19 protein-coding genes are annotated in these 23,751 nt (G+C 63.8%); 11 read left to right on the top strand and 8 right to left on the bottom strand.

The genetic code is table 11. The annotated features are described in order from the left end of the window. Positions 1 to 4: 4 nt before the first annotated feature. The gene (locus QA645_RS28515) at positions 5 to 1,753 is read right to left on the bottom strand and encodes a nucleotide disphospho-sugar-binding domain-containing protein (RefSeq protein ID WP_349253141.1); all 1,749 of its coding nucleotides are present in this window, start codon (positions 1,751 to 1,753) and stop codon (positions 5 to 7) included. 1 nt (position 1,754) lies between these two features. Here QA645_RS28515 and QA645_RS28510 point away from each other — a divergent pair, with 1 nt between their 5' ends. The 6 genes from QA645_RS28510 to QA645_RS28485 all read left to right on the top strand — a co-directional run bounded on the left by QA645_RS28510 (position 1,755) and on the right by QA645_RS28485 (position 8,508). Then, positions 1,755 to 2,573: a cytochrome c gene (locus QA645_RS28510; protein WP_283044778.1), complete on the top strand. Its 819-nt coding sequence runs from the start codon at positions 1,755 to 1,757 to the stop codon at positions 2,571 to 2,573. A 403-nt stretch (positions 2,574 to 2,976) separates the two neighbouring features. Then, positions 2,977 to 3,702: a response regulator gene (locus QA645_RS28505; protein WP_254130372.1), complete on the top strand. Its 726-nt coding sequence runs from the start codon at positions 2,977 to 2,979 to the stop codon at positions 3,700 to 3,702. Between the two features lie 137 nt (positions 3,703 to 3,839). Continuing rightward, entirely contained in the window at positions 3,840 to 4,376 is a 537-nt protein-coding gene (locus QA645_RS28500) for a DUF1127 domain-containing protein (protein WP_283044777.1), read from the top strand. 270 nt (positions 4,377 to 4,646) lie between these two features. Then, positions 4,647 to 5,609, top strand: coding sequence for a cytochrome c peroxidase (locus QA645_RS28495; RefSeq protein ID WP_283044776.1), 963 nt, complete (start codon positions 4,647 to 4,649; stop codon positions 5,607 to 5,609). Positions 5,610 to 5,632: 23 nt separating this feature from the next. After that, positions 5,633 to 8,110 (top strand): two-component system VirA-like sensor kinase, encoded by a 2,478-nt coding sequence (locus QA645_RS28490; protein WP_283053382.1) that lies wholly within the window; start codon positions 5,633 to 5,635, stop codon positions 8,108 to 8,110. Between the two features lie 146 nt (positions 8,111 to 8,256). Beyond that, complete coding sequence (locus QA645_RS28485; RefSeq protein WP_254192905.1) at positions 8,257 to 8,508, top strand: hypothetical protein; 252 nt, start codon at positions 8,257 to 8,259, stop codon at positions 8,506 to 8,508. A gap of 5 nt (positions 8,509 to 8,513) precedes the next feature. Here QA645_RS28485 and QA645_RS28480 read toward each other — a convergent pair whose 3' ends face one another. Continuing rightward, positions 8,514 to 9,518, bottom strand: a complete 1,005-nt coding sequence (locus tag QA645_RS28480; protein ID WP_283044775.1) for an AraC family transcriptional regulator — start codon at positions 9,516 to 9,518, stop codon at positions 8,514 to 8,516. Between the two features lie 445 nt (positions 9,519 to 9,963). Here QA645_RS28480 and QA645_RS28475 point away from each other — a divergent pair, with 445 nt between their 5' ends. Further along, positions 9,964 to 12,693, top strand: coding sequence for a winged helix-turn-helix domain-containing protein (locus QA645_RS28475; protein ID WP_283053380.1), 2,730 nt, complete (start codon positions 9,964 to 9,966; stop codon positions 12,691 to 12,693). 12 nt (positions 12,694 to 12,705) lie between these two features. Here QA645_RS28475 and QA645_RS28470 read toward each other — a convergent pair whose 3' ends face one another. The 6 genes from QA645_RS28470 to QA645_RS28445 all read right to left on the bottom strand — a co-directional run bounded on the left by QA645_RS28470 (position 12,706) and on the right by QA645_RS28445 (position 19,373). Continuing rightward, positions 12,706 to 13,446 carry a hypothetical protein gene (locus tag QA645_RS28470; protein ID WP_283044774.1) on the bottom strand — a complete coding sequence of 247 codons (741 nt, stop codon included), beginning with the start codon at positions 13,444 to 13,446 and terminating at the stop codon, positions 12,706 to 12,708. Positions 13,447 to 13,564: 118 nt separating this feature from the next. After that, the gene (locus tag QA645_RS28465; RefSeq protein ID WP_283044773.1) at positions 13,565 to 14,515 is read right to left on the bottom strand and encodes an alpha/beta hydrolase; all 951 of its coding nucleotides are present in this window, start codon (positions 14,513 to 14,515) and stop codon (positions 13,565 to 13,567) included. Positions 14,516 to 14,560: 45 nt separating this feature from the next. Beyond that, positions 14,561 to 14,701 carry a hypothetical protein gene (locus QA645_RS28460; RefSeq protein ID WP_254130380.1) on the bottom strand — a complete coding sequence of 47 codons (141 nt, stop codon included), beginning with the start codon at positions 14,699 to 14,701 and terminating at the stop codon, positions 14,561 to 14,563. Between the two features lie 111 nt (positions 14,702 to 14,812). Beyond that, positions 14,813 to 15,511: a type 1 glutamine amidotransferase domain-containing protein gene (locus tag QA645_RS28455; protein ID WP_283044772.1), complete on the bottom strand. Its 699-nt coding sequence runs from the start codon at positions 15,509 to 15,511 to the stop codon at positions 14,813 to 14,815. A 198-nt stretch (positions 15,512 to 15,709) separates the two neighbouring features. Then, positions 15,710 to 16,417 (bottom strand): hypothetical protein, encoded by a 708-nt coding sequence (locus QA645_RS28450; protein ID WP_283044771.1) that lies wholly within the window; start codon positions 16,415 to 16,417, stop codon positions 15,710 to 15,712. Between the two features lie 118 nt (positions 16,418 to 16,535). Further along, the gene (locus tag QA645_RS28445; RefSeq protein ID WP_283044770.1) at positions 16,536 to 19,373 is read right to left on the bottom strand and encodes a winged helix-turn-helix domain-containing protein; all 2,838 of its coding nucleotides are present in this window, start codon (positions 19,371 to 19,373) and stop codon (positions 16,536 to 16,538) included. A 329-nt stretch (positions 19,374 to 19,702) separates the two neighbouring features. On the opposite strand from QA645_RS28445, the gene QA645_RS28440 reads away from it, so the two are divergent. The 4 genes from QA645_RS28440 to QA645_RS28425 all read left to right on the top strand — a co-directional run bounded on the left by QA645_RS28440 (position 19,703) and on the right by QA645_RS28425 (position 23,683). Then, positions 19,703 to 20,374 (top strand): sensor histidine kinase, encoded by a 672-nt coding sequence (locus tag QA645_RS28440; protein ID WP_283044769.1) that lies wholly within the window; start codon positions 19,703 to 19,705, stop codon positions 20,372 to 20,374. Positions 20,375 to 20,509: 135 nt separating this feature from the next. Further along, on the top strand, positions 20,510 to 21,199 hold the full coding sequence (locus QA645_RS28435; protein WP_254192912.1) for a VOC family protein: 690 nt from the start codon (positions 20,510 to 20,512) through the stop codon (positions 21,197 to 21,199). A 256-nt stretch (positions 21,200 to 21,455) separates the two neighbouring features. Further along, positions 21,456 to 22,769: an epoxide hydrolase family protein gene (locus tag QA645_RS28430; RefSeq protein WP_283044768.1), complete on the top strand. Its 1,314-nt coding sequence runs from the start codon at positions 21,456 to 21,458 to the stop codon at positions 22,767 to 22,769. Between the two features lie 65 nt (positions 22,770 to 22,834). Beyond that, positions 22,835 to 23,683 carry an enoyl-CoA hydratase/isomerase family protein gene (locus QA645_RS28425; RefSeq protein WP_283044767.1) on the top strand — a complete coding sequence of 283 codons (849 nt, stop codon included), beginning with the start codon at positions 22,835 to 22,837 and terminating at the stop codon, positions 23,681 to 23,683. The last annotated feature ends 68 nt before the right edge of the window (positions 23,684 to 23,751 follow it).

Genomic DNA, 23,751 nt, shown 5'->3' with positions numbered 1-23,751 from the left:
GAAATTACCGGGCGACGCGGCGGCCGCGGCCGGGTTCGAGCGTGCCGATCCGCCGCGACGCTTCGCGATCGTCCACGAGACGGCTGATGATCCGGAGAATCTCGGATCGCGTGTCGATGTCGGCAAATTCGTCGGCCATTCGCGAGGCACGCATGCGGTAGGCAGGGCGGTCGAGCACGGTGCGCACCGCCTCTCGGATCGCGTCCGGCGTTGGCTCGTTGGTCGCGAGATTGATGCCGACGCCGGACCATGCGACGCGTGCGTTGACGTCGGCCTTGTCTTCGGTCATGCCCGCCGTGACCAGCGGAATTCCGAAGCTCATGGCCTGGTTGACACTGCCATAGCCGCCATTGCTGACCAGCACGTCGACGCGAGGCAGCAGCCATTCGAACGGTAGATAGGTGGCAAGTCTTGCGTTTGACGAGACGGGTGCGGGGATCGCTTCGACCGGGCGACCGCCGGTCGTCGCCACCACCAGCACGTCCGGCTCGTTGGCAAGCCCGATAAGCGTCGGTGCTATCAGTAGCCCCAGATTGTGGTTGGCCACGGTGCCCTGCGTCACCAGCACGACCTTCCGCGACCCATCGAGCTCTTGCGCCCACGACGGCAGGGGCGCCTGGCGCGGAATGATCGGCGGCGTTCCGACGAAGTGCACATTGGATGGAAACGGCCTGGGGAATTCGAAGCTTGGCACAGACAATTGCATATAGGCGTCGGCGAACTCGATGACTGAATGGAACATCGGCTTCGACAGCGGACCGACGCCGAAGCTCTTCAGCACCCTATTCAGGTTGCGCAGGACCGGCTGGTCGACATCAGCATCATACTCACCCGCGATGACCGCATATTGCTGGCGCTGCTCTTCCGTGGACGCAGGCGGCAGGCCGAGAAAGTTTGGCGCGCCGTCATCGCGCTCCCAGTGCAGAAACGACGTTCCGCACAGTACAACTGGCGGCCGCATCTCGCGCGGTCCGAGCAGCATCGGAAAGATGCCGAACAGCATGTCGTCGCCGATGATGATGTCGGCCTGAAAGTGTTCCAACGCCTCGTACAGGCCCTGGTTTTGTGCCGGGATGGAGTCGACGAAGATGCGCTCGCAGGCGGTACGTAGCCAGTCGGGCCCCGGAGGAAGGCTCTTCAGCTCGGGGACCACCGAGAGAATATCGCGCAGATCGAAATCCGCGCCCTCCGGAAGCGGGAAGAACTGCGCGCCGCTGGCTTCGATGCGAGCTCGAAATGCGGTCCCTGTCAGGAAGGCAATCTCGTGGTTCTCGGCGACGAGAATGCGCGCAATGGCGAGCAGCGGGTTGAGATGGCCCGTCGCAGGTGTCGAAGCGATGAGAATCTTCATGGAATAGGTCCTCTGATTGTCGAGCATCGGCCGTGGGCGGTCGATGAGCAGAGGGAGAGTGCTGGGATGGTCGTTACGGCAGAACTTCCACGCTGCGCCAAATTGGTTACGGCGGCAATTCATCGTGGCGTTGCGGCGGCGATGGACATCGGTACGCCGATCGGGGCGAACCCTGGTCCTGTTACAACGGTAACTCACGCCGCCAACGCTGAAACAGCGCGGTAGTCCCGTCCTCATAGTTACGAAAATCGCTCCTTTCGAGTTCGCGAGGACGAGCATGCCGAATATTGTCAGTCTCATTCTACTGGTGGCTCTTGCGGCATTCATGGTCTGGTTCGGTTGGCGTGCACTGCAGGTCCGGTCGCGCGTCTTGAGATGGAGCGGTGTGGGGCTGGCGGCCATCTTGACGATCCTGGTGTCGTCGGTCGGCGCGCTGACTGCGACAGGTCTCGGCAGGCAACACGCGCGTTCCGCGCCTCTTCCAAGCGTCAAGGTCGAACTCACGCCCGAGCGGGTCGCGCGCGGCAAGGCCGTGACCGCCAGCTTTTGCAGCGGATGCCACAAGGCGACGTTGACCGGTGGTGGCAATCTCGCCGAGGATCTTCCGATCAATATCGGCTCGTTCGTGGCCGCCAATCTCACGCCCGCCGGACCACTGAAGCGGTGGTCGGATGGCGAGATTTTTCGCGCCATTCGCAACGGCGTCGATGCGAACGGAGGCTGGCTCACGATCATGTCCTTTACCAACGCGAGCCGGCTGAGCGACGACGACACCGTTGCGGTGATCGCCTATCTTCGCAGTCTCCCGGCCGCGGGCGCGCCCACGCCGGGGCAGCTCGATCGATTCAACCTCGTCGGCCTGGCGATGCTGGGGGCCGGGATGTTGCCGGACGCGAAGCCGGTGACGGCCGCGCGCATTGCTGCGCCCGCAAAAGGGCCGACGGCCGAATACGGCGAGTACCTGCTATCCTATCAGGACTGCCGCGAATGCCACGGCAAAGATCTCAGTGGAGGCGTGCCCGGCCAGTTGCCGCCGCTCGGTCCCGACCTCGGCATTGTCGCGCAGTGGACCTGCGACGAATTCATCGCCACCATGCGCTCCGGCGTTGATCCGAATGGGCACCAGATCGGGGAGAAAATGCCGTGGCGTCCGATCGGACGGATGGACAACGACGAGCTTGCGGCCATGTATCAATATCTGACGCAGTCACGGCACCCGTAGTATGTCGCGCGGCATCCACAAGCCCGCGAAATGACGTCGACTCATCATCAGGTCATGTCACTTCGGCAGCTGCGCCCGTGCGCTGTCCGATTTTAGAATCGTTCTGAGTTAACTGAACAACGCCGACACTGCTGGTCCGTCGAGGCGATGTTCACCTGGGTAGTAAATCATCTACATCACAATTCATCACGTATCGGAGATTTTGCCGAGTATGACGGCAAAATGACCTATTCGGCTGACATTGAAGGCAACATCTATATTTGTCGTTCGCGCATAAGAAGGCAGGTCGTCGGCACATGACAACGGATTTCAACCGGGTGCCGCCGGCTTCAAAGGAACTCATTTTCGCATCAGCCGAAGCCGGCACGACAAAGTCGGCTAAGGCAAGTTTGAGAGATCAAATATGTTGGCAGACGCCGGCCATGTCATCGTTGTCGATGACGATCCCACCTTGCGGCAAATGGTGATCAAATATCTGGAAGAGCATAATGTACCGGGGAGGGCTGCATCCAACCGTGCCGAATTGCATCGGCATCTCGAGGGCGCGCAACCCTGCTTGATCATTCTCGACCTGCGCCTCGGTCAGGAGGATGGGCTTGACCTGCTGCGGGAGATCCGTTCTCACTCCGATGTGCCCGTGATCATCACGACCGGGCACCGTCCCGATGAGATCGACCGTATCGTCGGTCTTGAGCTGGGCGCCGATGATTACATCATCAAACCGTTCAGCCTCCGGGAACTGTTGGCCCGCGTCCGTGCGGTGTTGCGGCGTCAGGAAATCGGACGGGCCGCTCGCGCGCGGGATCCCGAGCGCGGCGGCTATCGGTTCAACGGCTGGAAGCTCGAGCGCCGCGGCCGCAAACTGGTCGACGCCAGCAACGCGCCGGTTCCCCTGAGCAAGGGCGAATATGCCCTGCTGCTGGCCTTCCTCGAGGCGCCCGAACGCCCGCTCAGCCGTGAGCACCTGCTCCAGGCGACCCGCATCCACGAAGACATCTTCGATCGCAGCATTGACGTTCAGGTGTTGCGGCTGCGACGCAAGCTGGAGAACGACCCGAGCGCGCCGCGCATCATCCAGACCGAGCGCGGTGTGGGCTACGTCTTCACCGTGCCGGTCGAGCCGTTCTAGGGCGGCTGATGTCGTGATGGTGAAAGCGTGGCAACGGCCGGCTGCAATCGTAACTGTTTTCTGCGCAACAGTGATCCCGGTGTAACAGCCGGACGTCAGGGTGTCTCCTGCAAGCATTGCGTTGGAGAACTCGTCGCATGTTGAAACAGAACTTGCCCTCAAACGTGGTCCGCGTGGTGCGGCCTCTCGAGATGGAAGCCGGCCGCATCGCGGATATTTCGGATCGCCGCAGAAGCGATCGGCGCGACCGTGCGGTGCGGCCCGGCACACTGGGGGATGCACCAAGACCGCTAAAGCCGTCGGCGGAAGCAGACCGTCCGACCAGTTGGTGGTCTGCGGTCTTGCTATCCGTGATGGAGGGATTTGCCCTCTATGGCGCGGCGCTCCATCCGAACGCGACGTTTCCGGTAGAGGCGATGCCGCGCACCGTGCCTCCAGGTTCGCCGCGTCCGGACGTCAGCGCACGGATTGATTTGAACGCCCGGCGCCACTGGAGCTGGTGGTCTGCCCTCGGCGAAACGACCGCGGTGCTCTGGAAGCATTGGCGGCGGGAGCGGGAGATCAGTCGAGCCGTCGTGGCCCTGTCGAGCTACGACGATCGCACCTTGCGGGATCTCGGCATCAACGGCCGGGCCGACATCGAGCGGGTGGTGAGGTATTGCCGTGATTGCTGACGCCGTTTTCCTCGCAGTTGCCGGACTTGGCTTCTATCGCGCGACCGTGCGCTCCATCATCTTGCGCAGCCGCAGGAGCGGCCTGATCGTAGCGATTCGACATGGCCGCCTCTAAGGAGTGATCGGTGCGGCGGCGGGAGGCTGCCGTATCGATCAATAAGACTTGAAGGGTGACGGCCCGATCCGTCGTGGCCCCGCATTGCCGAACCGTAATGCGAAACCTATGTGCAAGGCTTGTCCGGAATCGCTCAGACCAGGATCTTCCGTAAGTTGAAGCGTTGGCGCTCTGTCGTGGCGATCGGCGCGCTGCTCCTGGTCTGTCTGCACCCGTCTCAAGCACCGTCTCTCGCCCCGTTCCAGTTGTCGCCGCAGGCGCCGGCGGTGCGCAGTGCGGAAGAGCCCATCACGCCGATGCCTCCGGCTCTGGAGATCGATCCTCGCAAGGTCGAGCTCGGTGAGCGCCTGTTCAACGACGCGCGGCTGTCGGTTGACAATTCGCGGACCTGTTCGTCGTGTCATGACATCCGCACGAACGGGGCAAGTGCGAAGCGGCGCGACCTTGGCCGCGATGGCGCCGAGCTGCCGCTGAACACGACCACCGTCTTCAACTCGACGCTCAATTTTCGCTACGGCTGGGAAGGAAAATATCGCTCCGTTGAGGCAGATGTCTCGGCGTCGCTGGTCAATCCGCAGATCATGGGAAGCAGTCTCGCCGGTATCGCCGCAAAGCTGGATCTCGATCCAGGCATGCGGACGGCCTTTGTCGCTGCTTACGGTCACCGGCCGGACCCGGGCAATATCGTCGATGCGATCGCAAGCTTTCAGCGGACCTTGGTCACGCCCGGCAGCCGGTTTGACCGCTGGCTCGCCGGAGACAGGTCCGCACTGTCGGACAAGGAGCTGGACGGATACAGGCTGTTCAAGTCGCTCGGATGCGCGTCATGCCATCAGGGGGTGAATGTCGGCGGCAATCTGTTTCAGCGTCACGGTATCTTTCATCCGTTGGCGTCGCCAGATCCCGCGATCCTGCGGGTGCCGAGCCTGCGTAATGTCGCGACGACTGCACCCTATTTTCATGATGGCAGCGCGCCCACGCTCGACGATGCAGTCCGCAAAATGGGCTTCGCGCAATTGAATGCGACATTGACCGATCAGCAGGTGGAGGCGCTGGTCGCCTATCTCAACAGCCTGACCGGACAATATCGCGGCGTGCCTGTCGGAGGTGGACCATGAAAGTCGCTCCTGGTGCGGTCGGCGTGTCCTTTTTGCTGGCGCTGCTGACCTGGCTTCTCTTCAACGGCCTCAACCTGAATTCGGACCGCTATGATCGCCAGACGCAGGCTCTCGCGGATTTCACCCGATTCGAACGCGGCATGAGCCGCGAAGTCCTGACATCGCGCGCCGGTCTGTCACGAAACTATGACGCCCTGGTGCGGATGGTCGAGGCCTATGACGCCGCGGTGGTGCGGTTGCGCGAAGCCGCGGGCTCGGACAGGGAGGAGAATGCCGCGATCGACATCCTGGCCGAGCGCGCCCGCCGGCAGGAGGAATTGATCGAGCAGTTCAAGAGCCAGAATGCGCTGCTGCAGAATTCCTTTGCCTATTTCGGCATGTTCAGCGCCCGTCTTTCCGCGTCGGATGACAAGCCGCTGGTCGCGGGCGTCTCCGCGCTTGCGGCTGCCATGCTGCAGTTGACGATCGATACATCCAGTGCCGGTGCCGGTGAGGTGCAGGGCCAGCTCGACAGACTGGCCCTGCTGCAGGCGCCGCCCGACGAGGCGGGCTCGATACACGCGATCATTGCGCACGGCCAGTTGTTGCATGACCTGCTTCCGGCGGTGGATGGCATTCTGAAAGCCGTGGTCGCCGAAGCCAGCAACCGCGAACAGGACGCTGTTCACGCCCTGATCATCAAGCGCCAGCTCAGCGCGCGAGCGGCAGCGCGCAAAAATCGTCTTTTGCAGTATCTCACCTCGCTGCTGCTGCTCGGTGGCCTGGTGTATTTCGGTCTGTTGTTGCGCGCGCGTGCCAGGGCGCTACGACGTCGTGCCGCCTTCGAGCATGTGATCGCAAATATCTCGATGCGTTTCATCTATTCGCACGGAGACGAGCTCAGGGATCATGTCGAGCACGCACTGGAGGAGCTGGCGGGGTGCATCGGTGCAGACAGGGCTTATTTCGCTTGGCGGTCAGCGACCAACGGGAATGTCTACAGATGGTCCCGCGACGGCGTGCGCCTTGACGAGGGGTGGCCGGAGCGGGCGCTTGGCTTGGCCCAGCGGTTCGACGGCGGCGAGGACGTCATCATCTATATTCCCAAGGTCAGACCGTCACATCCCCACGATGTGATGAATCTCCTCGAACAAGCCGGTATTCGCGGCTGGCTTTGCATCAAGACCCTGTCGGGACAACAACAGGGAGCCATTCTCGGCTTCGAGGCGGTGCAGGCCTCGGCGCTGAGCCAATGGGCCGAGTTTGCGCTCTTCCGCATGGCGTTCGATGCCATCCGCAATGCCGTGCGGCGCGTGAAGCTGGAGCAGGAGAAGGAGCGGCTCGAGGCAAGCCTGCAACAGGCGCGGCGGATGGAAACGATCGGTACGTTCGCAAGCGGCATCGCGCATAATTTCAACAACATCGTCGGCGCGATCCTCGGTTATGTCGAAATGGCCGATAGCGGGATCAAGCCGGGAAGCCGGCCTGCGGCGAGCCTTGCCGAAATCCGCAGGGCCGGCGAGCGGGCACGCGAACTGGTGGGGCAGATCCTGACCTTCGGCCGGCGTAGCCGGGGCAGGCAGGAACGCGTACGCGTCGAGGTGCTGGTTGCGGAGACTGCAGCTCTTCTCGCCGCATCCTTGCCATCGCACGTCAAGCTCACGATCAGCCAGGGCGTTGAGACCGCGACCGTATCGGGTGAACCGGAACAGTTGCAGCAGGTCATTCTCAATCTCTGCAACAATGCAGCGCAGGCATTGGAGGAGCCGGGCTTCGTTGACCTGCGCATCGCCGAGCGCGAAGTCATCCATCCGCTGCGGATCGGACGGACCGACCTGGGATCGGGCCGCTTCGTCGTTATCTCGGTCTCGGACCCCGGGCCCGGGATGGACGATGCCACGCTGGAGCGCATTTTCGAACCGTTTTTCACGACGCGCATCGATGGCACCGGTCTTGGGCTGGCAACGGTTCGCGAGATCGTCGAACAGCATGGTGGCGCAGTCGCCGTGCAGAGCGCGCCGGGTGAGGGGACCCGCTTCGATGTATGGCTGCCGTCCGATGGTTCGCGCGAACCGGTGTCGCTGCAACAGGCACCGCCTCTCGCGTTTCGGGGCGCAGGCGAGACGATCCTGGTGCTCGAGACCGATCGCAGGCGCTTGTTGCGCCACGAGGAGATCCTGGCGGCACTCGGCTACGAGCCGGTCGGTTTCACAGGGCTTGCTGAGGCCGAGGCGGCGTGCCGGTCGGCTCGGGCGCGCTTCGACGCAGCACTGGTGTGTCACTTGCCGGGTGGTTCTTCGCTCGATCTCGCGGCATCGCTGCACAGGGCGGCACCGGGCTTGCCGATCATCCTCGCAAGCCCGTCGACGCACGATCTCGCCGCGCACCTTCTGGCCGCGTCCGGAATCACCGGGATGGTTCACCACCCGCTGATGTCGTCCGAGCTCGCCATGACGCTTGCACGATGTCTGGCCACAACGCCGGCCGGCAGTGGATTGCGACAGATCGCGACTGCTCGCTAGCGCAATTTGTCGGCTCGCGATCGGGCAGTTTCACCGGTAACGCGATCTCGCGGACACGAAGTCACTATGTAGCGCGCAGCTTCTATCGATTGCCCTCGGTTGTTCATCTGAGAACGACCGATCGTGATTGCGATAGGAGAAGGATGATGTCGAAAAGACTTGGCTTGATCAGCGTGGCTACCTCGCTTTTGTTGGGCTCGGCGCCTGTCGTCGCCGGCAGTGCCGACATGACAACCCATCGCTTCGCCCTCAGTTTGCCGGGGCAGGCTCCCGTTGGTCATCGCCAGCCGCGCCTCAGCGACGTGGCCGGAGCGACGCAATTGTCATCGTCGGATCTGGAGCTGCGGCGGCTCGACGCGGAGATCGATCGCAAGCTAGTCATCTGTCGCGGCTGTTGAAGGCCTCACAGCGCATTTGCGTAAGGTCCACTGATGACCCAATCCTTGTCCGGCGAAAGCCTGCGCCGCGGCAGGCTTTCAGGCTCGGGCCGTTCGTTCCTGGCGGCGGCGCGCCATCGCGCCGGCGTCTGGCCGCTGATGCGCTTGAACACGGTCGAGAAATGCGCCTGGGTGCTGAACCCGACGGCAAGTGCGATCTCGGCCAGCGGGCGCTGCGTCGTCGTCAGCAGCGACTTTGCATGCTCGATTCGATGATTGAGCAGGTATTCGCGAGGACGGTATCCGGTCGCTGCACGGAACTGTGCGGCGAAATGCATCCTCGAGAGACCCGCAACATTGGCGAGCTCGGACAGGCTGATACTGCGTTCGAAATGAGCGGCGATATGTTGCTCGACGCGCCGCAGGCGCCATTTCGGCAGAGCATTGACCTTGGCGCGCGGCAATTCCGGCCGGGCCAGATGCATGGCGAGAATCTGGCCAATGCAATGGGCAAATCGGTAACCGGCGGCGTCGCCTTGCTCGGCGAGCGCCTTGGCAAGGCCCGCGGCGAGCGGATCGCGCAACAGAACGAGGTCGTCGAGCCCTTCAGCTGCTCCCTGCGCCCATCGTGTCGGGAAATGCTCCGCAGAGATGTGGACGTGCAGGAAAGCGCAGGGCGCCTGGAATTGGGCGCTCAGCTGTCTCGACGGTGCGCTGACGTACAGGGTCCCTGACGGCATGGTGCCGTCGAAGATGATCCGGCGCTCCCTGGTCAGGATGGCACGCGTCGTCTTCAACGCTATGCCGACGAAATATCGGTCGGACGGCGTCGTCGCTGCGTGCCACGAGGCCTCCCGTGGGTCGTCCCATCGCGAGATCGTGACATCGTCCAGGGCAGCCTGCCCGCTGCAAACGATCTGACGCCACTTGGCTTCCCGGGCGATTGCCTGCGCCACGTGAGGTCCTTCGTGATCTCTCGGGCCGGCCGGGAGATCGATCCGGGCGTGGGTCTCGTGCAATTCGGTCAGCATCGCTTATTCCTTCTGAGCTTTGCGGTCGTTCGCTATGACCGGTGAACTCGCATCCTCGGTATGCTGGCAGGATAGGCGCGAGCAGGCTTGGAAGCCCGTTAGGGGTGATTAGGATGTGTTAGATTGTGTGGGAGCGGACGTGGTGCGGCAGCTGGTCGCGGGAGGCTGGATTCTTGCCAATATTTCAAAGGTTTGGATCAGGCGCAGGGCGGTATTGCCGTGTCCGTCATTGCTGCGTCCCGTTCCATGACGCAGATGTTGCTCGTGCTCGCGTCGATCGAGTTTGCCCCGTGAACCGCAAGTGACCGAGCTCCCCTTGGAAAATGCCCCTCGTGGCAAAGGTTTCGCGAGCCTCGATCTCGACGCGGTTTCGTTCGGGCCGTTCTCCCTGCGGTCGCGCCTGCTCGAGCGCGACGGTGTGCCGGTCAAGCTGGGTAGCCGCGCGATGGACATCTTGCGCCTGCTGATAAGCCGGGCCGGCGAGGTCGTGCCGAAGAACGAAATTCTGGCTTTTGCCTGGTCCGGTCTGGCCGTCGAGGAGATCAGCCTGCGGGTCCACGTCGCCGAGCTTCGAAAGGTTCTGGGCGACGGCAAGGACGGCGCTCGCTACATCACGAACATCCCGAGCCGCGGCTATTGCTTCGTCGCGACGGTGGAACGTGGCGAGATCCGGCCGGCGTCGAAGCCTGCGCCGCAGGTTGCCGGAAGCGTGGCGTCGCCCTTGTCCTTGCCCCATCGCCTGGACAGGATGATCGGCCGGGAGGACGTGCTGCCGGAGCTGGCATCGCGCCTGCTCAGTGAGCGCTTCGTCACGCTCAGGCGCCCCGGCGGCATCGGCAAGAGCACTGTCGCGATCGCACTGGCGCACGAGATGTGGGAGACGTTCGAGGGCAGCGTCCATTTTCTCGACCTCGGCCCTTTGAAGGACGCGGCGCTCGTCGCCAGCACTTTGGCCGCCGCGCTGGGTCTCGTCGTCCATCATTCCGATCCGACCGGCAGTGTCGTCAGCTTTCTGCGCGGCCGCCGCCTGCTGCTGATCCTCGACAGTTGCGAGCATGTGATCGACGAGGTCGCACGCCTCGCAGAGACCATTCACCGCGAGGCTCCGGGCGTCAGCCTTCTCGCGACCAGCCGCGAGTCGCTGTTGGTGGAAGGCGAACAGATATTCGAGCTCGTTCCGCTGCCGGGCCCGCCGCAGGGGGCCGGTCTCAGCGCAAACGAAATGGTGAATTATCCGGCGGCACGCCTGTTCATGGAGCGCGCCGCCGCGGCCGGTCACAGGTCCGACGTCCCCGATGAGGACGCGGAGATCCTTGCTGAGATCTGCGGCAAGCTGGATGGCATTGCCCTCGCGATCGAGCTCGCCGCCGCGCGCGTGGGTGTGTACGGGTTGCGGGAGATGGCTGCGCTGCTCGACAGTCGTTTGAAGCTCGAATGGCGCGGCCGGCGCACGGCGCCGCCGCGGCAACAGACCCTCGGCGCGACGCTTGACTGGAGTTTTGGTCTGATCGGGGAGGCCGAGCGGATCGTGCTTCAGCGCCTCGCCGTCTTTGCAGGCTCCTTCACGCTTCAGGACGCGATCGCGGTCGCGGCCGCCGAGAACGAGCCGGTCGAACGTGTCGTCGATGCGCTGGAGCAACTGGTGGCCAAGTCGCTGGTGTCGACACGGCCGGAGGGCGCTTCGCGCCGCTACCGCCTGCTCGACGCCACGCGCGTGTATGCTCTCCAGAAGCTGGTCGAAGCCGGCGAGGCGCAAGCGGTTGCACGCCGGCATGCCGGCTACGTTCAGCGCTCGCTGGAAGCCAGCATGATGGAGGTGGCGGGCGGCGATCAGGCCTCGCGTTCGCAAAGCCGCGCGAGCCTGCTCGCCGATGCCCGTGCCGCGCTGGAATGGAGCTATGCCAACGATCTTGGCGCCGATCTGCGCGTGCTGCTGGCGGGGAGTTGCGCCCGGCTGTTCGTCGAACTCAATCTGCTCAACGAGGCGCGGCTGTGGTCCCAGCGCGCGCTCGCGATGCTCGACGACACCAGCCGCGGCAGCAGATGGGAGCTCGAGCTCCAGTCCGCGCTCGGCCACGCCTTCATGTTCACCGAACGCAACAGCGAGCAGGCCGAGAGCGCGCTGAAGCACGGTCTGGAGATCGCGGATGCGCTCGGCGACCACGCCAACAAGTTCAGGCTGCTGTCGCGGCTCAACATGTTCTATCGCCGAACCGGCGATTTCCGGCATCTGGTCCCGATCGCGCTGGAGGCCGAGCGGGTCGCGCGTCTGATCGGCGATACCGCGGGCATCGCCGGCAGCAAGGCCCTTGTCGGCGTGTCCTATCATCTCGTCGGCAACCAGACCGAGGCGCAAGCCCATTTGGACGAGGGCGTGCGCGACGACGCGGCGCTGCGCGGGGCGCAACCTGGACATTTTGCCTATTCGCGCACGCCGCAGATTCCATTGGCGCGGGTGCTGTGGTTGCGCGGCTTCCCCGACCGTGCGGTGGAATGCGTCCGTCCGCTCGTCGGCGCGGCTGCGCCACGCGACGTCGTGATGCATTGTATTGCGCTGTGCTGGTCGGCCTCGGTGTTTGGCTGGGTCGGCGACTGGGCCACCGTCGAGGCGTTGACCGGGCGGCTCGCGACGCATGCCGGCATGCATGGGCTCGCGCCTTACGAGGCCGTCGCGGCCGGCTTTCGGGCCCAGACCATGATCGCCCGCGGCAATGTGAGGGAGGGGATCGACTTGCTGCGAACCGCGCTGCCACGCCTGCACGCGGATCGTTACGAACTCTACGCATCGGCCTTCATTGCGGAACTGTCGCAGGGGCTGGCTGCGCTCGGTCAATCGGCGGAGGGACGTGCTGTCCTGCAAGAGATGATCGCTCGCATCGGGCCCGAGGGCGCGGCTTTCGACATGCCGGAGCTCCTGCGCCTGCGCGGCGAGCTTGAGGCGCGCGGTGACGAACTGGACGCTGCAGAAGCAAGTTTTGCCGCGTCGATTGCGATGGCCGAGCGGCAGGGGGCCCTGTCCTGGCGGTTGCGAAGTGAGATGTCGTTGGCGCGGCTGCGGCGTCGTCAAGGCGTTCGAAATCCGCTCGACGATCTCGCCAAAACCCACGCGCGCTTCTCGGAAGGATTTGAGACCGCCGATTTAAGAGCGGCGCGGGCGATGCTGGACGAGGGCTGAAGGGATGATTTCTCAGTCGAACCGGACATCCGAGAGGTCGATCGACACCATCAGCGCATCGCGCATCGGCATCAGATCGTCGTCGCGGAGATAGATTCGCCGACGCGTCGGAGTCGTGATCCCGCCGATCGTGACGGGATCAGACGCATATTGCGTGGCGGGAAAATGTCCGGCGATTTCGACTCGATAGTCATGCCGCCGGATCAGCATGTCCGAGCCGAAATAGAAGTCCTGCTCGAGGCTGTGACTTGCGATCGCTGCCGGAAAGCTCGCGCGCAGTCCGCGCCAGATCTCGGCACCTTCGCGCCAGGGCGCGATCTCGCGCACCTCGAATCCGTCCATGGCGAGCAGGAAGGGCGTGGTCAGATAGGTCCATAGCGCGTAGCCGTTGAAATAGGCGCGGTGCAGTGGATCCCAATGCGTCCGCATGTCGTGCCGTGCGAACGAAGCGCGTGGGTTCTTCCGCTCGGCCACGATACGTCCATCCGCGGTGACGATGGCGATGCGGTCGGGGTTGAACTCGGTGCGCTGACCGGGCTTCGCGAACGGCTCGAGCGATGCCCACTGGCGATGCAGATCGATCCGCATCGTGCGCGGATCCTGATCCTGATCGAGGCCTTTCAACGCCCACAGATCCCCTCCCGTCACGATCGTGGCGGTGAGGCGCCTGTGTGCGTTCCATCGGCTCAGGCCACCATGGGCTTCGATCGCATTTGCCAGCAGCGGAATCATCCTGGCCGTTCCCTCTCGCATGGGTGATGTCACTCCATAGCGATAGGCCCGAACGCAGGCGGCCGCCCGTTAAGCGTTGTTAAGCGCCGTTGAGCTGCCGGCGGGGCGCATCCCGGGCGGCACCGTTGGGCGCGCGGTGCTAATGGCCGTCGAGCCGCGCCAGGAAGTCGCGGACGAGCGACGCGATCTCATCGGTTGCCTCGTCCAGCGCGAAATGGCCGGCTTCCAGGATATGAACCTCGGCATCGGGCACGTCGTCGCGATAGGCGGTGGCGCCGGCAACGGTGAAAGACGGATCATATTTACCCCAGACGACCAGCGTCGGCGGCTTGGTCTTGCGCAGCCACTCCTGCCACTTCGGATAGGACGCGACATTGGTGCGATAATCGAGGAACAGCGTGGTCTGGATTTCCGGCTGTCCGGGACGGGTCAGGAACGCATATTCGTCGGTCCAGGTGTCGGGGTCGTAGCGCTCCGGGCGCGGGCTCGCGCCGAGGTGCCGCTGCCGCGTCGCTTCGAGGGACGTAAAGTTGGCTTTGAGCGCTTCGAGCTCGTGCGCCGGATCGGCCCAGTATTTCCGCCGCGCAGCCCAGAGCGGGCTGAGGCCTTGCTCATGCGACACCGCATTCTGGATGACGATGGCGCGGACGCGTTCGGGGTGCGCCAGCGCCATCCGGAAGCCGACAGGACCGCCGTAGTCCTGCATGAACAGGACGTAATTGCTCAGGCCAAGCTTGCCCGTCAGCTCGCCGATCACACCGGCGATGTTGTCGAACGTGTAGTCGAAACCAGATGGTGGCGGTGCGCTGCTGTTGCCGAAGCCGGGATAATCGGGCGCGATGAGATGGTACTTGTCCGCAAGCAGCGGCAGCAACGGCTCCCACATCCGCGAGGAGGAGGGAAAGCCGTGAAGCAGCAGCACGGTCGGTGCATCCGCCGGCCCGGCCTCGCGATAGAAGATCTTGAGGCCCTGGACGTCGACCGTGTGATAGCTGATCGAGCGCCGGCTGGACCGCAGGTCTTGGGCAGAGGCGGGCAGCGCCATGCCGACAAGAGTGGCCGAGAGGGTGAGCAAGGTCGGGATGTTCATGGCGCTGCGCCTTTTGTATTTGGAGAGATGGGTCGGGGAGCCGTGTTATCCAGCGGCCACCATGATGGACTTGAGGCCGAGGTCGCTTATTCCCTCACGGCCGTGCCGGGCAGCCTCCGCGCGGCGGACGACATCTGTCAGCTCCGGCGTAAAGCTCTCGTCGCCGTCCTCGATATGCCCGGTCAATCGCGCGGTGACCTCCTGGAATACCCAGCCATTGCCAGCGATGGAGTTGCGCGCGTTTCAATTTTGAAGGGGATGGAGAGGTGCTCGTTGCACCTCTCCTGGAGCGCGTGCTTAGGCGGCCGACTTGGCCTGCTGGGCCAGTGCAGCGAGCAGTGCCTGTGCCGCCGGACCGGACGAGTGCGGGTTCTGGCCGGTGATCAGGAGGCCGTCCTTGACGACGTGAACGCCCCAATTGGCGGTCTTCGAGAAGACGGCACCGAGCTTGAGCATCTCGTCCTCGACGAGGAAGGGCACGACCTTGGTGAGCCCCACCTCTTCCTCTTCACCGTTGGTGAAGCCCGTCACTTCCTTGCCTTCGACCAGCAGCTTGCCGTTCGGCGCCTTGACGTGGCGTAGCGCGCCGGTGGAGTGGCAGACCACCGCGATCGTCTTGCCGGCGGCGATGAAGGACTCGATCAGCTTGGCCGAATCCTTGTCCTCGGCGAGATCCCACATTGGGCCGTGGCCGCCGGGATAGAACACGGTGTCGAAGTCTTCCTGCCTGACGCTGTCGAGGCGAACCGTCTTGTCGAGCTGTGCTTCGGCGGCAGCGTCCTTCTCGAAGCGGAGCGTGAGGTCCGTGCGGAACTCGGGCTCGTTGCTCTTGGGATCGAGCGGCGGACGACCGCCCTTCGGCGAGGCGAGTGTGATCTCGGCCCCGGAATCCTTGAAGACGAAATAGGGCGCCGCAAGCTCCTCGAGCCAGAAACCGGTCTTGCGTCCGGTGTTGCCCAACTCGTCGTGCGAGGTGATGACCATCAATACTTTCATAGCTGTCTCCCGTGATTGCGTTCGCTGGATGACGCAGCCCGTCGCGACGGAACTGCGCCGGCGTAGGTCTCGTTCGAGCCCGCAACGTTGTTCGCTGCTGGTGAGACGCAATCTGCACCCGGGCCGGGCTGTTAGCCCGTTATGTATTGTTAGGTGGTGAGAGGGCCGTGTTGGTCAGGCTTGTTGCCGTTCGCGTCGTTATTCGAAGACGGCGTCGAAGATTTCGACGTCGATCAGCACTGGCTTGGCGACGACCGCGCCTTCGGGTTGCAGCGTCAGCGTGCGCCGAAGGGTTGGAACCACGATGCCGTTGAAGCTCTCGTGGGCCCAGGAGTAGTGCGCGACACGTGCGCCAAGCAGATCGTGATCGGTCCGTCTCTGCAACGCGCTGCCGTCGAAATAGAAGACTTGCTCGGACGCGAAGCTGATCAGGCCCGGCGGGAATTGCGCGCGTAGGCGCCGCCAGGTCTCACTGTTCTCCTGCCACGGCGGCAGCTCCTCGATCGCGACGTCGGGACGGGCGAGGAGGAACGGCGTGGTGAGATAGTTCCAGATCTGGACGCCGCAGAAGAAGACCAGATGCAGTTCGTCCGCCAGCGCGTGTGTGCCATTGGTCGGGAAGGCAAGACTGGGGTTGCGCCAGGTCCGCAGCACCTGGCCATCGAGGCTTTCGATCGTGATCGCGTCGGGCGCAAACGCGCCGGACCGCTCGCCGCCGGTGATGCCGGTGAAGCGGACCGATTGCGTCCGCGTCGATCCCTCCGCGGTGACGTCCTTGAATTCGCGCGCATGTCCGGCGTCGGAGAACAGGGCCCCACCAACGGAAAGATGCAGCGTGAACCGGCTCAAGCTGTTCCAGCGGGCCAAGCCCCCGCAGGCGTCGATCGCATCGTCAAGAAGTGCCATGTCTCACTGCATCCACCATGAATTGTCGTCACCATGGCGGGGCGGGGGCGGCTTGGCGTGTTAGAAGTTGTTAGGAGTTGCAAGAGCCCAGTGGCACGGTATCCCGTTGAAGATGCTCCTAATTCAGCGCGTTCAGGAGCCCCTTGGCCGCGACCAGGTCGCGGCTCGACAGGCCTTCCTGATATTGCCCGACCAGCGGCGCGAGCAGGGCCTGCGCATCGCCCTTTCGTCCGGCCCGCTGCCAGACGCGGGCGAGGCTCATGGCCCCCCGCAGCTCCCAGCCGCGCGCGCATTGCCGGCGCGACAAGGCAAGCGATTGCTGGAGACAGGTTTCGGCCTCCGTTGCCCTCGCGGATTGGACCAGGATGTCCGCCTTGACCCGGAGCATTTCCGGCATGTCGAAGGATTCGCCGTGATCGCCGATTTGGGCGATGGCTTCGTCGATCGTGCGCAAAGCCTCCTCGGACTCGTTCTGGGCCGCCAGGCCTTCCGCGAGCGCCGTTGCAAACACTGTGGTCATGATCCGGTGCCGCGTGGCGTACAGGGTCGCCTGGCTGCGGCGGAGATGCTCGATGCCGGTGGCGATGTCCCCGCGGCGGAGCAGGAGTTCGCCCTTCTGGCCAATGCCGACGGCGTGATAAGGGCCGAGGAAGTGCCGTGCGGAATGGTCGATCAGCCGATCGATCAGGCTTTCGGCGCTGGCCCAGTCGCCGACCCACAGAAACACGTAGATGGTCCAGATCAGGGAAATGCCGAGCGTCAGGGGTTGCTCGAGCTGCTCGGCCTGGCGCACCGTGTATCGCGCCGCCTCGATGGCACGATCGGGCCGGCCGCTGAGCCAGAGCCCACGCGCCAGGGCGACCAGCGCGACAATGCGGTCGTCATAGCCGAGATGGCCGATATTCAGTCGCTGCGAGCCCGGATTGTGCACCATCGCGCTCTCGCAAAACTGAACGGCCTTGTCCTGATTCCCGATCAGATGATGCGCCACGCCCAGCATCCATTCGACGTTTAGGGTGCTGGTGGGGTCGTTCAGCTTCCTGGCGACGCCTTCGCCCTGTATGCCGGTGCCGAGCGCGCCGTGAAAATCTCCGACGCGGGTCAGGTAGATGTGCAGTCCGCGCAATAGCCAGAGCTGCCAGTGCAGGTCGTCGAGGGCCTCGGCCAGTTGCAGGCTTCGCGTGAAGGCCGACCGGACGCCGTCCGTATTGCCTTGCGTGAACATCACGGAGACGCCGAGCGCCGCCTGCAAAGTCATTTCCTTGCGACTGTCGAAATGATCGGCCGAGGCGAGGGCCTGCTGGGTCCAGCTATGGCATTCCGTCAGCAATGTCAGCTCGAGGAAGAACTGCGCGGCCGAAGCGGCCAGGTCGACGGCGAGCGCGCGGTCGCCGTGCTCCGAGAAGCTCCAGGTTAGCGCGGCCCGCACATTCGGCAGATGGTCGGCATAGGGCAGGAAGCCGCCCGCGCTCTGCATGCCCGTCGATTTCACGGAAATGTCGTGCAGGAAGTCGCGGAAATATTCCGCGTGGGCGCGCGCCACGCGGGCCGCTTCTCCGCTCTCGATGAGCTTGTCGCCCACGAAGGCGCGGGTCGTATCGAGCAGGCGGTATCTCAGACGTCGTTCTGCCGGCGACGTCGCAATCAGGGATTTCGACAGCAAATTCGAGATCGCCTCGACCGCTTCGGCCTCGTCGATGCCCTGAGATGCGGCGACCGCGAGCGCAGCTTCGAGCGTGAACGGCCCGACGAATGCCGACAGGCCGCGCAATGTCGCGCTCTCGGCCTGGGGCAGGAGGTCGTAGCTCCAGCTCAGCGCCGCGCTCAGCGTCTGGTGCCGGGGTATAGCGGTGCGGCGCCCCCGCCACAGAAGCGAGAAACGGCTGTCGAGCAGCGAGGCCGTGCCGGCGATCCCGTAGGCATTGACCCGTCCGGCGGCAAGCTCGATCGCAAGGGCAATGCCGTCCAGACGCCGGCAGATATCGGCGACGAGCGGCGCATCCTCTTCACTGAGCTCGAATTCGCTGAGGCTTTCGGCAATCCGCTCGACGAAAAGCTGGCTCGCCGGATAGGCCAGAATGTCGGCCATGCTGAGCCCGTCGCGTTGCGGCGGACAATCCAGCGGAAACAGCCGGTACACCCGTTCGCCCTCGGTGCGAAAGGACTCGCGGCTGGTGGCGAGAACATGCAGTCCCTCGGCTTCCCGCACCATGCGCTCCGCCAGCGGAGCGAGCTCGTCGATGATGTGCTCGCAGCTGTCGAGGACGAGCAGCGTCCGGCGGTTGCGCAATGACGTCAGCAACCCCGGGATCGGGTCGTCGGAATTGACGGTCAGGCCAAGCGCGGCGGCAATCGTGCCGGGAACGAGCCGCGGCTCCGTCAGCGCGCCGAAATCGACAAAGCAGACCTGCCCCTCGAATTCCGTATGCTGACCATGCGCGACCGCAAGTGCGACCGAGGTCTTGCCGATGCCGCCGGGGCCGACGATGGTGACGAACCGATGCAGGGACAATTCAGCCGCGATCTTCTCGACGGCGTCGTCTCGGCCGATCATCCTCGCGAGCGGGGCAGGTATGGACCGGACCTGGGACACTGGCGCGTGTGGCCGGCTCTCCGCAGGCGCGGCGCGAAGCAGCGGCGCGGCGAAACAATAGCCGCGGCCGGGCACGTTGACGACGTAACGGGAGCCTTCGCCGCCATCGCCCAGCGCTTTGCGCAGGGACGTGATGTGAAAACGCAGGCTGCCCTCATCGACATTCACATCGGCCCAGATCCGCTTGACCAATTCCCGCTTGTCGATCACCTCGCCGGCACGTTCCGCGAGAAAAATCAGGATGTCGAGCGCACGTCCGCCAAGATGAAGCGGCACGCCATCCTTCTCGAGCAGCCGCGCCCGGGGAAGCAGCCGAAAGGCCCCGAAGGAAATGGCTGAGTCCTGGTCGTTGGTGTCCGGCACGCGCCATGATTCCGATGAAAGGAAAGTGCTTCTGTCTGTTTGATCTACCAGAACGAGACCGTGAGTAAATCGGTCGAAAGCGGCGAAATCGAGCAACACACGCAGGATTGCTCGAACGAAACGCTACAAATTTCGCTTAAACGCGAACGGCTTATGCCGTGATCGGGAAAAGTCCGTCAGTGTCGGAATGCTCCAAGCAGCAGTCATGTTTTGCCGCCGTCATGCGCAGGCGATCATAACACAATCTTGCAACGTCTAACGAGCGTGAGCCGCGCGACTGTATCAGTATAGTTCTCGAGTTAGGCCTATTTCCAACGGGGGAGGCTATCATGCCCGAAATCAGCTCTCGGACGAACGACCGGCGCGTTCGATCTCACTTTGTCGCCAGTCTCGACGATGTCTCGCGTGATTGGGAACTCGTGCTGCGCGAGTCGCACCATCGCATGAAGAACACCCTGACGCTCCTGGGTGCGTCAGTCCGCCGCGACTTCACGCGGGCGGGGACCAGGGACATGTCGGTCGCCGTTGACCGGCTGGAGCGGCGCATCGTTGCCTTCGGCCGGCTCTACCAACTTCTGTCCGACAATGACGATCTTGCGATGGTCTCCATCGAGGCTTTCTTCGGAGGGCTTTGCGGAGCACTGTCGGAGGCGGTGCTGGAACCGGCGGGTGTCCGCTGCGAGGCATCGATCGAGAGCGGCGCCCTGCCGGCTTGGCAGTGTCACCGGCTTGCACTGATGCTGACGGAGCTGGTCACGAATGCGGCAAAGCATGCCTTTCCGAACAAGAAGGGTGCGCTGATCCGCATCGAGGTGGCGAGCCGCGAGGGCGGTTGGCTCTGCGCGGTCACCGACAATGGTGTCGGCGCGACCGGGCCGCTTCAGGGTGCCGGCAGCCGGATCCTGGAAGGCCTGGCGCGCAGCATCGATGCCCGGATGCAGGGCGAGGCCGGGCAGGGCGGCACACGCGTGACGATAGCAATGCCGCTCGCTGTCGCCTGAGGAAGCGGCCGCGCTCGCAATCGCTAACGAGCAATAACATCCCATAACGAGCATTATTCCCGAACTTTCGCGAAAGTCGTGGTCTCAGAAGCGGGTCTCGGTCGCGAGCCCGTACCTCAAATCAGGGAGTTCGACATGACCACCACCGAGATCAATCGTCCCGCCGACGCCCAGTCAGCGAAATCGCGCACAGTCGACCTCAAGCTCGAGGTCGTCGTGATCCCCGTGTCGGATGTGGATCGCGCGAAAGCCTTCTATGCGAATCTGGGCTGGAGGCTGGATGCCGACTTCGCCTCGGGAGACGGTTGGCGCGTGATCCAGTTCACGCCGCCGGGCTCGGCCTGTTCGGTGATCTTCGGCAAGAATGTCACGCCAGCGGCGCCCGGTTCGGCGCAAGGCTTGTATCTGATCGTCTCCGATCTCGAAGCGGCACGGCAGGATTTGCTCGCGCGTGGCGTCAAGATCAGCGAATCCTTCCATGGTGGCGGCGATGTTCACGCCGGAACGGACGAGCCGTATCTCTTCGGCACTGTCCGGCTCAACGGCGCTGATCCGAAACGCGGCAGCTACAGCTCGTTTGCTTCTTTCAGGGATCCCGACGGCAACGGTTGGCTATTCCAGGAAATCACCACGCGGCTGCCCGGTCGTATCGATACGACGGACACCACATTCACCTCGTCAAGCGAACTTGCGCGCGCGTTGCGCCGCGCGGCGGCGGCGCATGGTGAGCACGAGAAGCGCACCGGCGTGCACGACGAGAACTGGCAGGACTGGTACGCCGATTACATCGTGCGCGAGCAAGCGGGCCAGCCGCTGCCGACCTAAATCGCGAGCATGGATGGCTGGATCGATGGTCACGGCGCGCGATGGTTCATCGCGCGCCGTGATGCGTTTAGGTCCCGAAGATCGTCCCTCGTCAACTTGCAGCGCTGCGGCACGGCGACTCGCAACGGCTAACGCAGCCTAACAATCCATAACGAGCCAACGGCCGGTGTCTGAGCCAATCTGTTTTTCAGGACGAACCGATTTGTCGATCTCGAATTTCGGTCAACGTCACAGACCAGAGCCAGGGAGATCCAAAATGACGATGCAAACACGAGCCGACATGATGAACCCCGACCGCCGTCAACTGCTGGGCCAGGCCGCGATGATAGCTGTTGCAGCAAGCACGGCGAGCCTGTTTCCGACGCATCCGGCGAAGGCCGCCGCAAGCGGCGCAATCCGTCCATTCCACGTCAACGTGCCTGAGGAAGATCTGCTCGATCTGCGCCGCCGTCTCGCAGCGACACGCTGGCCGGATCGCGAGATCGTCACCGACCAGTCGCAGGGCGTGCAGCTCACGACCGTCCAGCAACTCGTGCGCTACTGGCAATCCGACTATGACTGGCGCAAGATGGAAGCGCGGTTGAATGCCTTGCCGCAATTCGTCACCGAGATCGACGGCGTCGACATTCACTTCATTCACGTGCGTTCCAGGCACGAGAATGCCTTGCCGATGATCGTGACCCATGGCTGGCCGGGCTCGGTCATCGAGCAGATGAAGATCGTCGGCCCGCTGACCGATCCGACCGCACATGGGGCCAAGGCCGCGGACTCGTTCGACCTTGTGATCCCCTCGCTGCCCGGTCATGGCTTCTCCGGCAAGCCGTCCGAGCTCGGCTGGGATCCGCAGCGTGTAGCACGCGCCTGGGTCGTGCTGATGAAGCGGCTCGGCTACAATCGCTACGTTGCGCAGGGCGGCGATTGGGGTAATGCGGTGACGGAGCAGATGGCGCTGCTGGCGCCGCCGGAGCTGCTCGGCATTCACACCAACATGCCGGCAACCGTTCCCGACGACATCGCCAAGGCGCTTCAGCCCGGCGGGTCGAAGCCGTCCGGTCTCTCTGCGGACGAGAATTATGCCTACGATCAGCTCGACGATTTCTACAAGCACGGTCTGGGCTACGCGATCGAGATGTCGAACCGGCCGCAGACGCTCTATGGCCTCGTCGATTCGCCGGCCGGCCTGGCGTCATGGATGCTCGATCACGACGCGCGCAGCACCGCGATGATCGCGCGGGCCTTCGACGGCAAGGCCGAAGGGCTGTCGCGGGATGACGTCATCGACAACATCACGCTCTACTGGCTCACCAACACGGCGGTCTCGTCGGCGCGTTTGTACTGGGAAAACAAGCTGGTGTTCTTCGCGCCCAAGCACGTGAACATCCCGGTCGCCGTCAGCGTCTTCCCGGACGAGATCTACGCCGCACCGCGTAGCTGGGCCGAGAAGGCTTATCCCAAGCTGATTCACTACAACCGCCTCGACAAGGGCGGCCACTTCGCGGCCTGGGAGCAGCCCGCGCTGTTCTGCGCCGAAATGCGCACGGCGTTCCGTCCATTGCGGCAATCGATCTGAGGCAAGCAGGACGCACGGGGCTACGCGCGTCTTCGCCCTTCAAGACCACATCAGGAGTGCACATCATGAATCGTCCCGAACGCACCTTCACAACAGACCAGATCCGACTGGAGCGGCGCCTGCCGACATATTGGCGCGTCACCTTCGACATGCCGCCGGTGAACATCTTTGGTCCGAAGCACCTGCCATTGCTCAACGACATCATCACCGCGATCGAAACCGATCCGCAGGTGAAGGTCGTAGTGTTCGACAGTGCTGTCGAAGGCTTCTTCATCACGCATTACGACTTCTTGGCGCCGCTGGAGGACTCTCTGAGCATCCCGCCGGGGCCAACCGGGCTCCAGGCGTTGCCCGACATGCTGGTGCGCCTGAGCCGTGCACCGGTGGTGTCGATTGCCTCGATCCGGGGCCGCGCGACCGGTGTCGGCAGTGAGCTCGCGCTCGCAAGCGACATGCGCTTTGCCAGTCGCGAGAAGGCGATCCTGTCGCAATGGGAGGTCGGTGCGGGCCTGGTGCCTGGCGGCGGGCCGATGGCGCGGTTGCCGCGCTTGATGGGCCGCGGCCGTGCGCTGGAGGTCCTGCTGAGCGCCGACGACATCCATGGTGATCTTGCCGAACGCTATGGTTACGTGAACCGGTCGATGCCGGATACGGAACTCGATGGCTTCGTCGAGGCGCTCGCCATGCGTATCGCCACTTTCGACAAGGACGCGATTACGGAGACCAAGCGTCTGGTCGATGTCGCAAGCCTGCCGCCGGATGAGGAAATCAAGCCGGAGTGGGGCGCGTTCATGGGAGCTCTTGGTCGCGCCGCGAGCCAAACCCGGATCAAGGCGCTCATGGCGCGTGGTTTTCATCGCGCGGGCGATGTCGAAAACCGGCTGGGCTTCCACGTCGGACAGATCGGCATCTGATGGAACCGCTGCGGCGTTCGACCGCTTGGAGGGCGACACGGCAGTGACGCCGGGCTAGCCTTCCACCG

Source organism: Bradyrhizobium sp. CIAT3101 (genome assembly GCF_029714945.1).
GTDB lineage: Bacteria > Pseudomonadota > Alphaproteobacteria > Rhizobiales > Xanthobacteraceae > Bradyrhizobium.
This window is presented reverse-complemented; position numbering and strand designations above follow the sequence as displayed.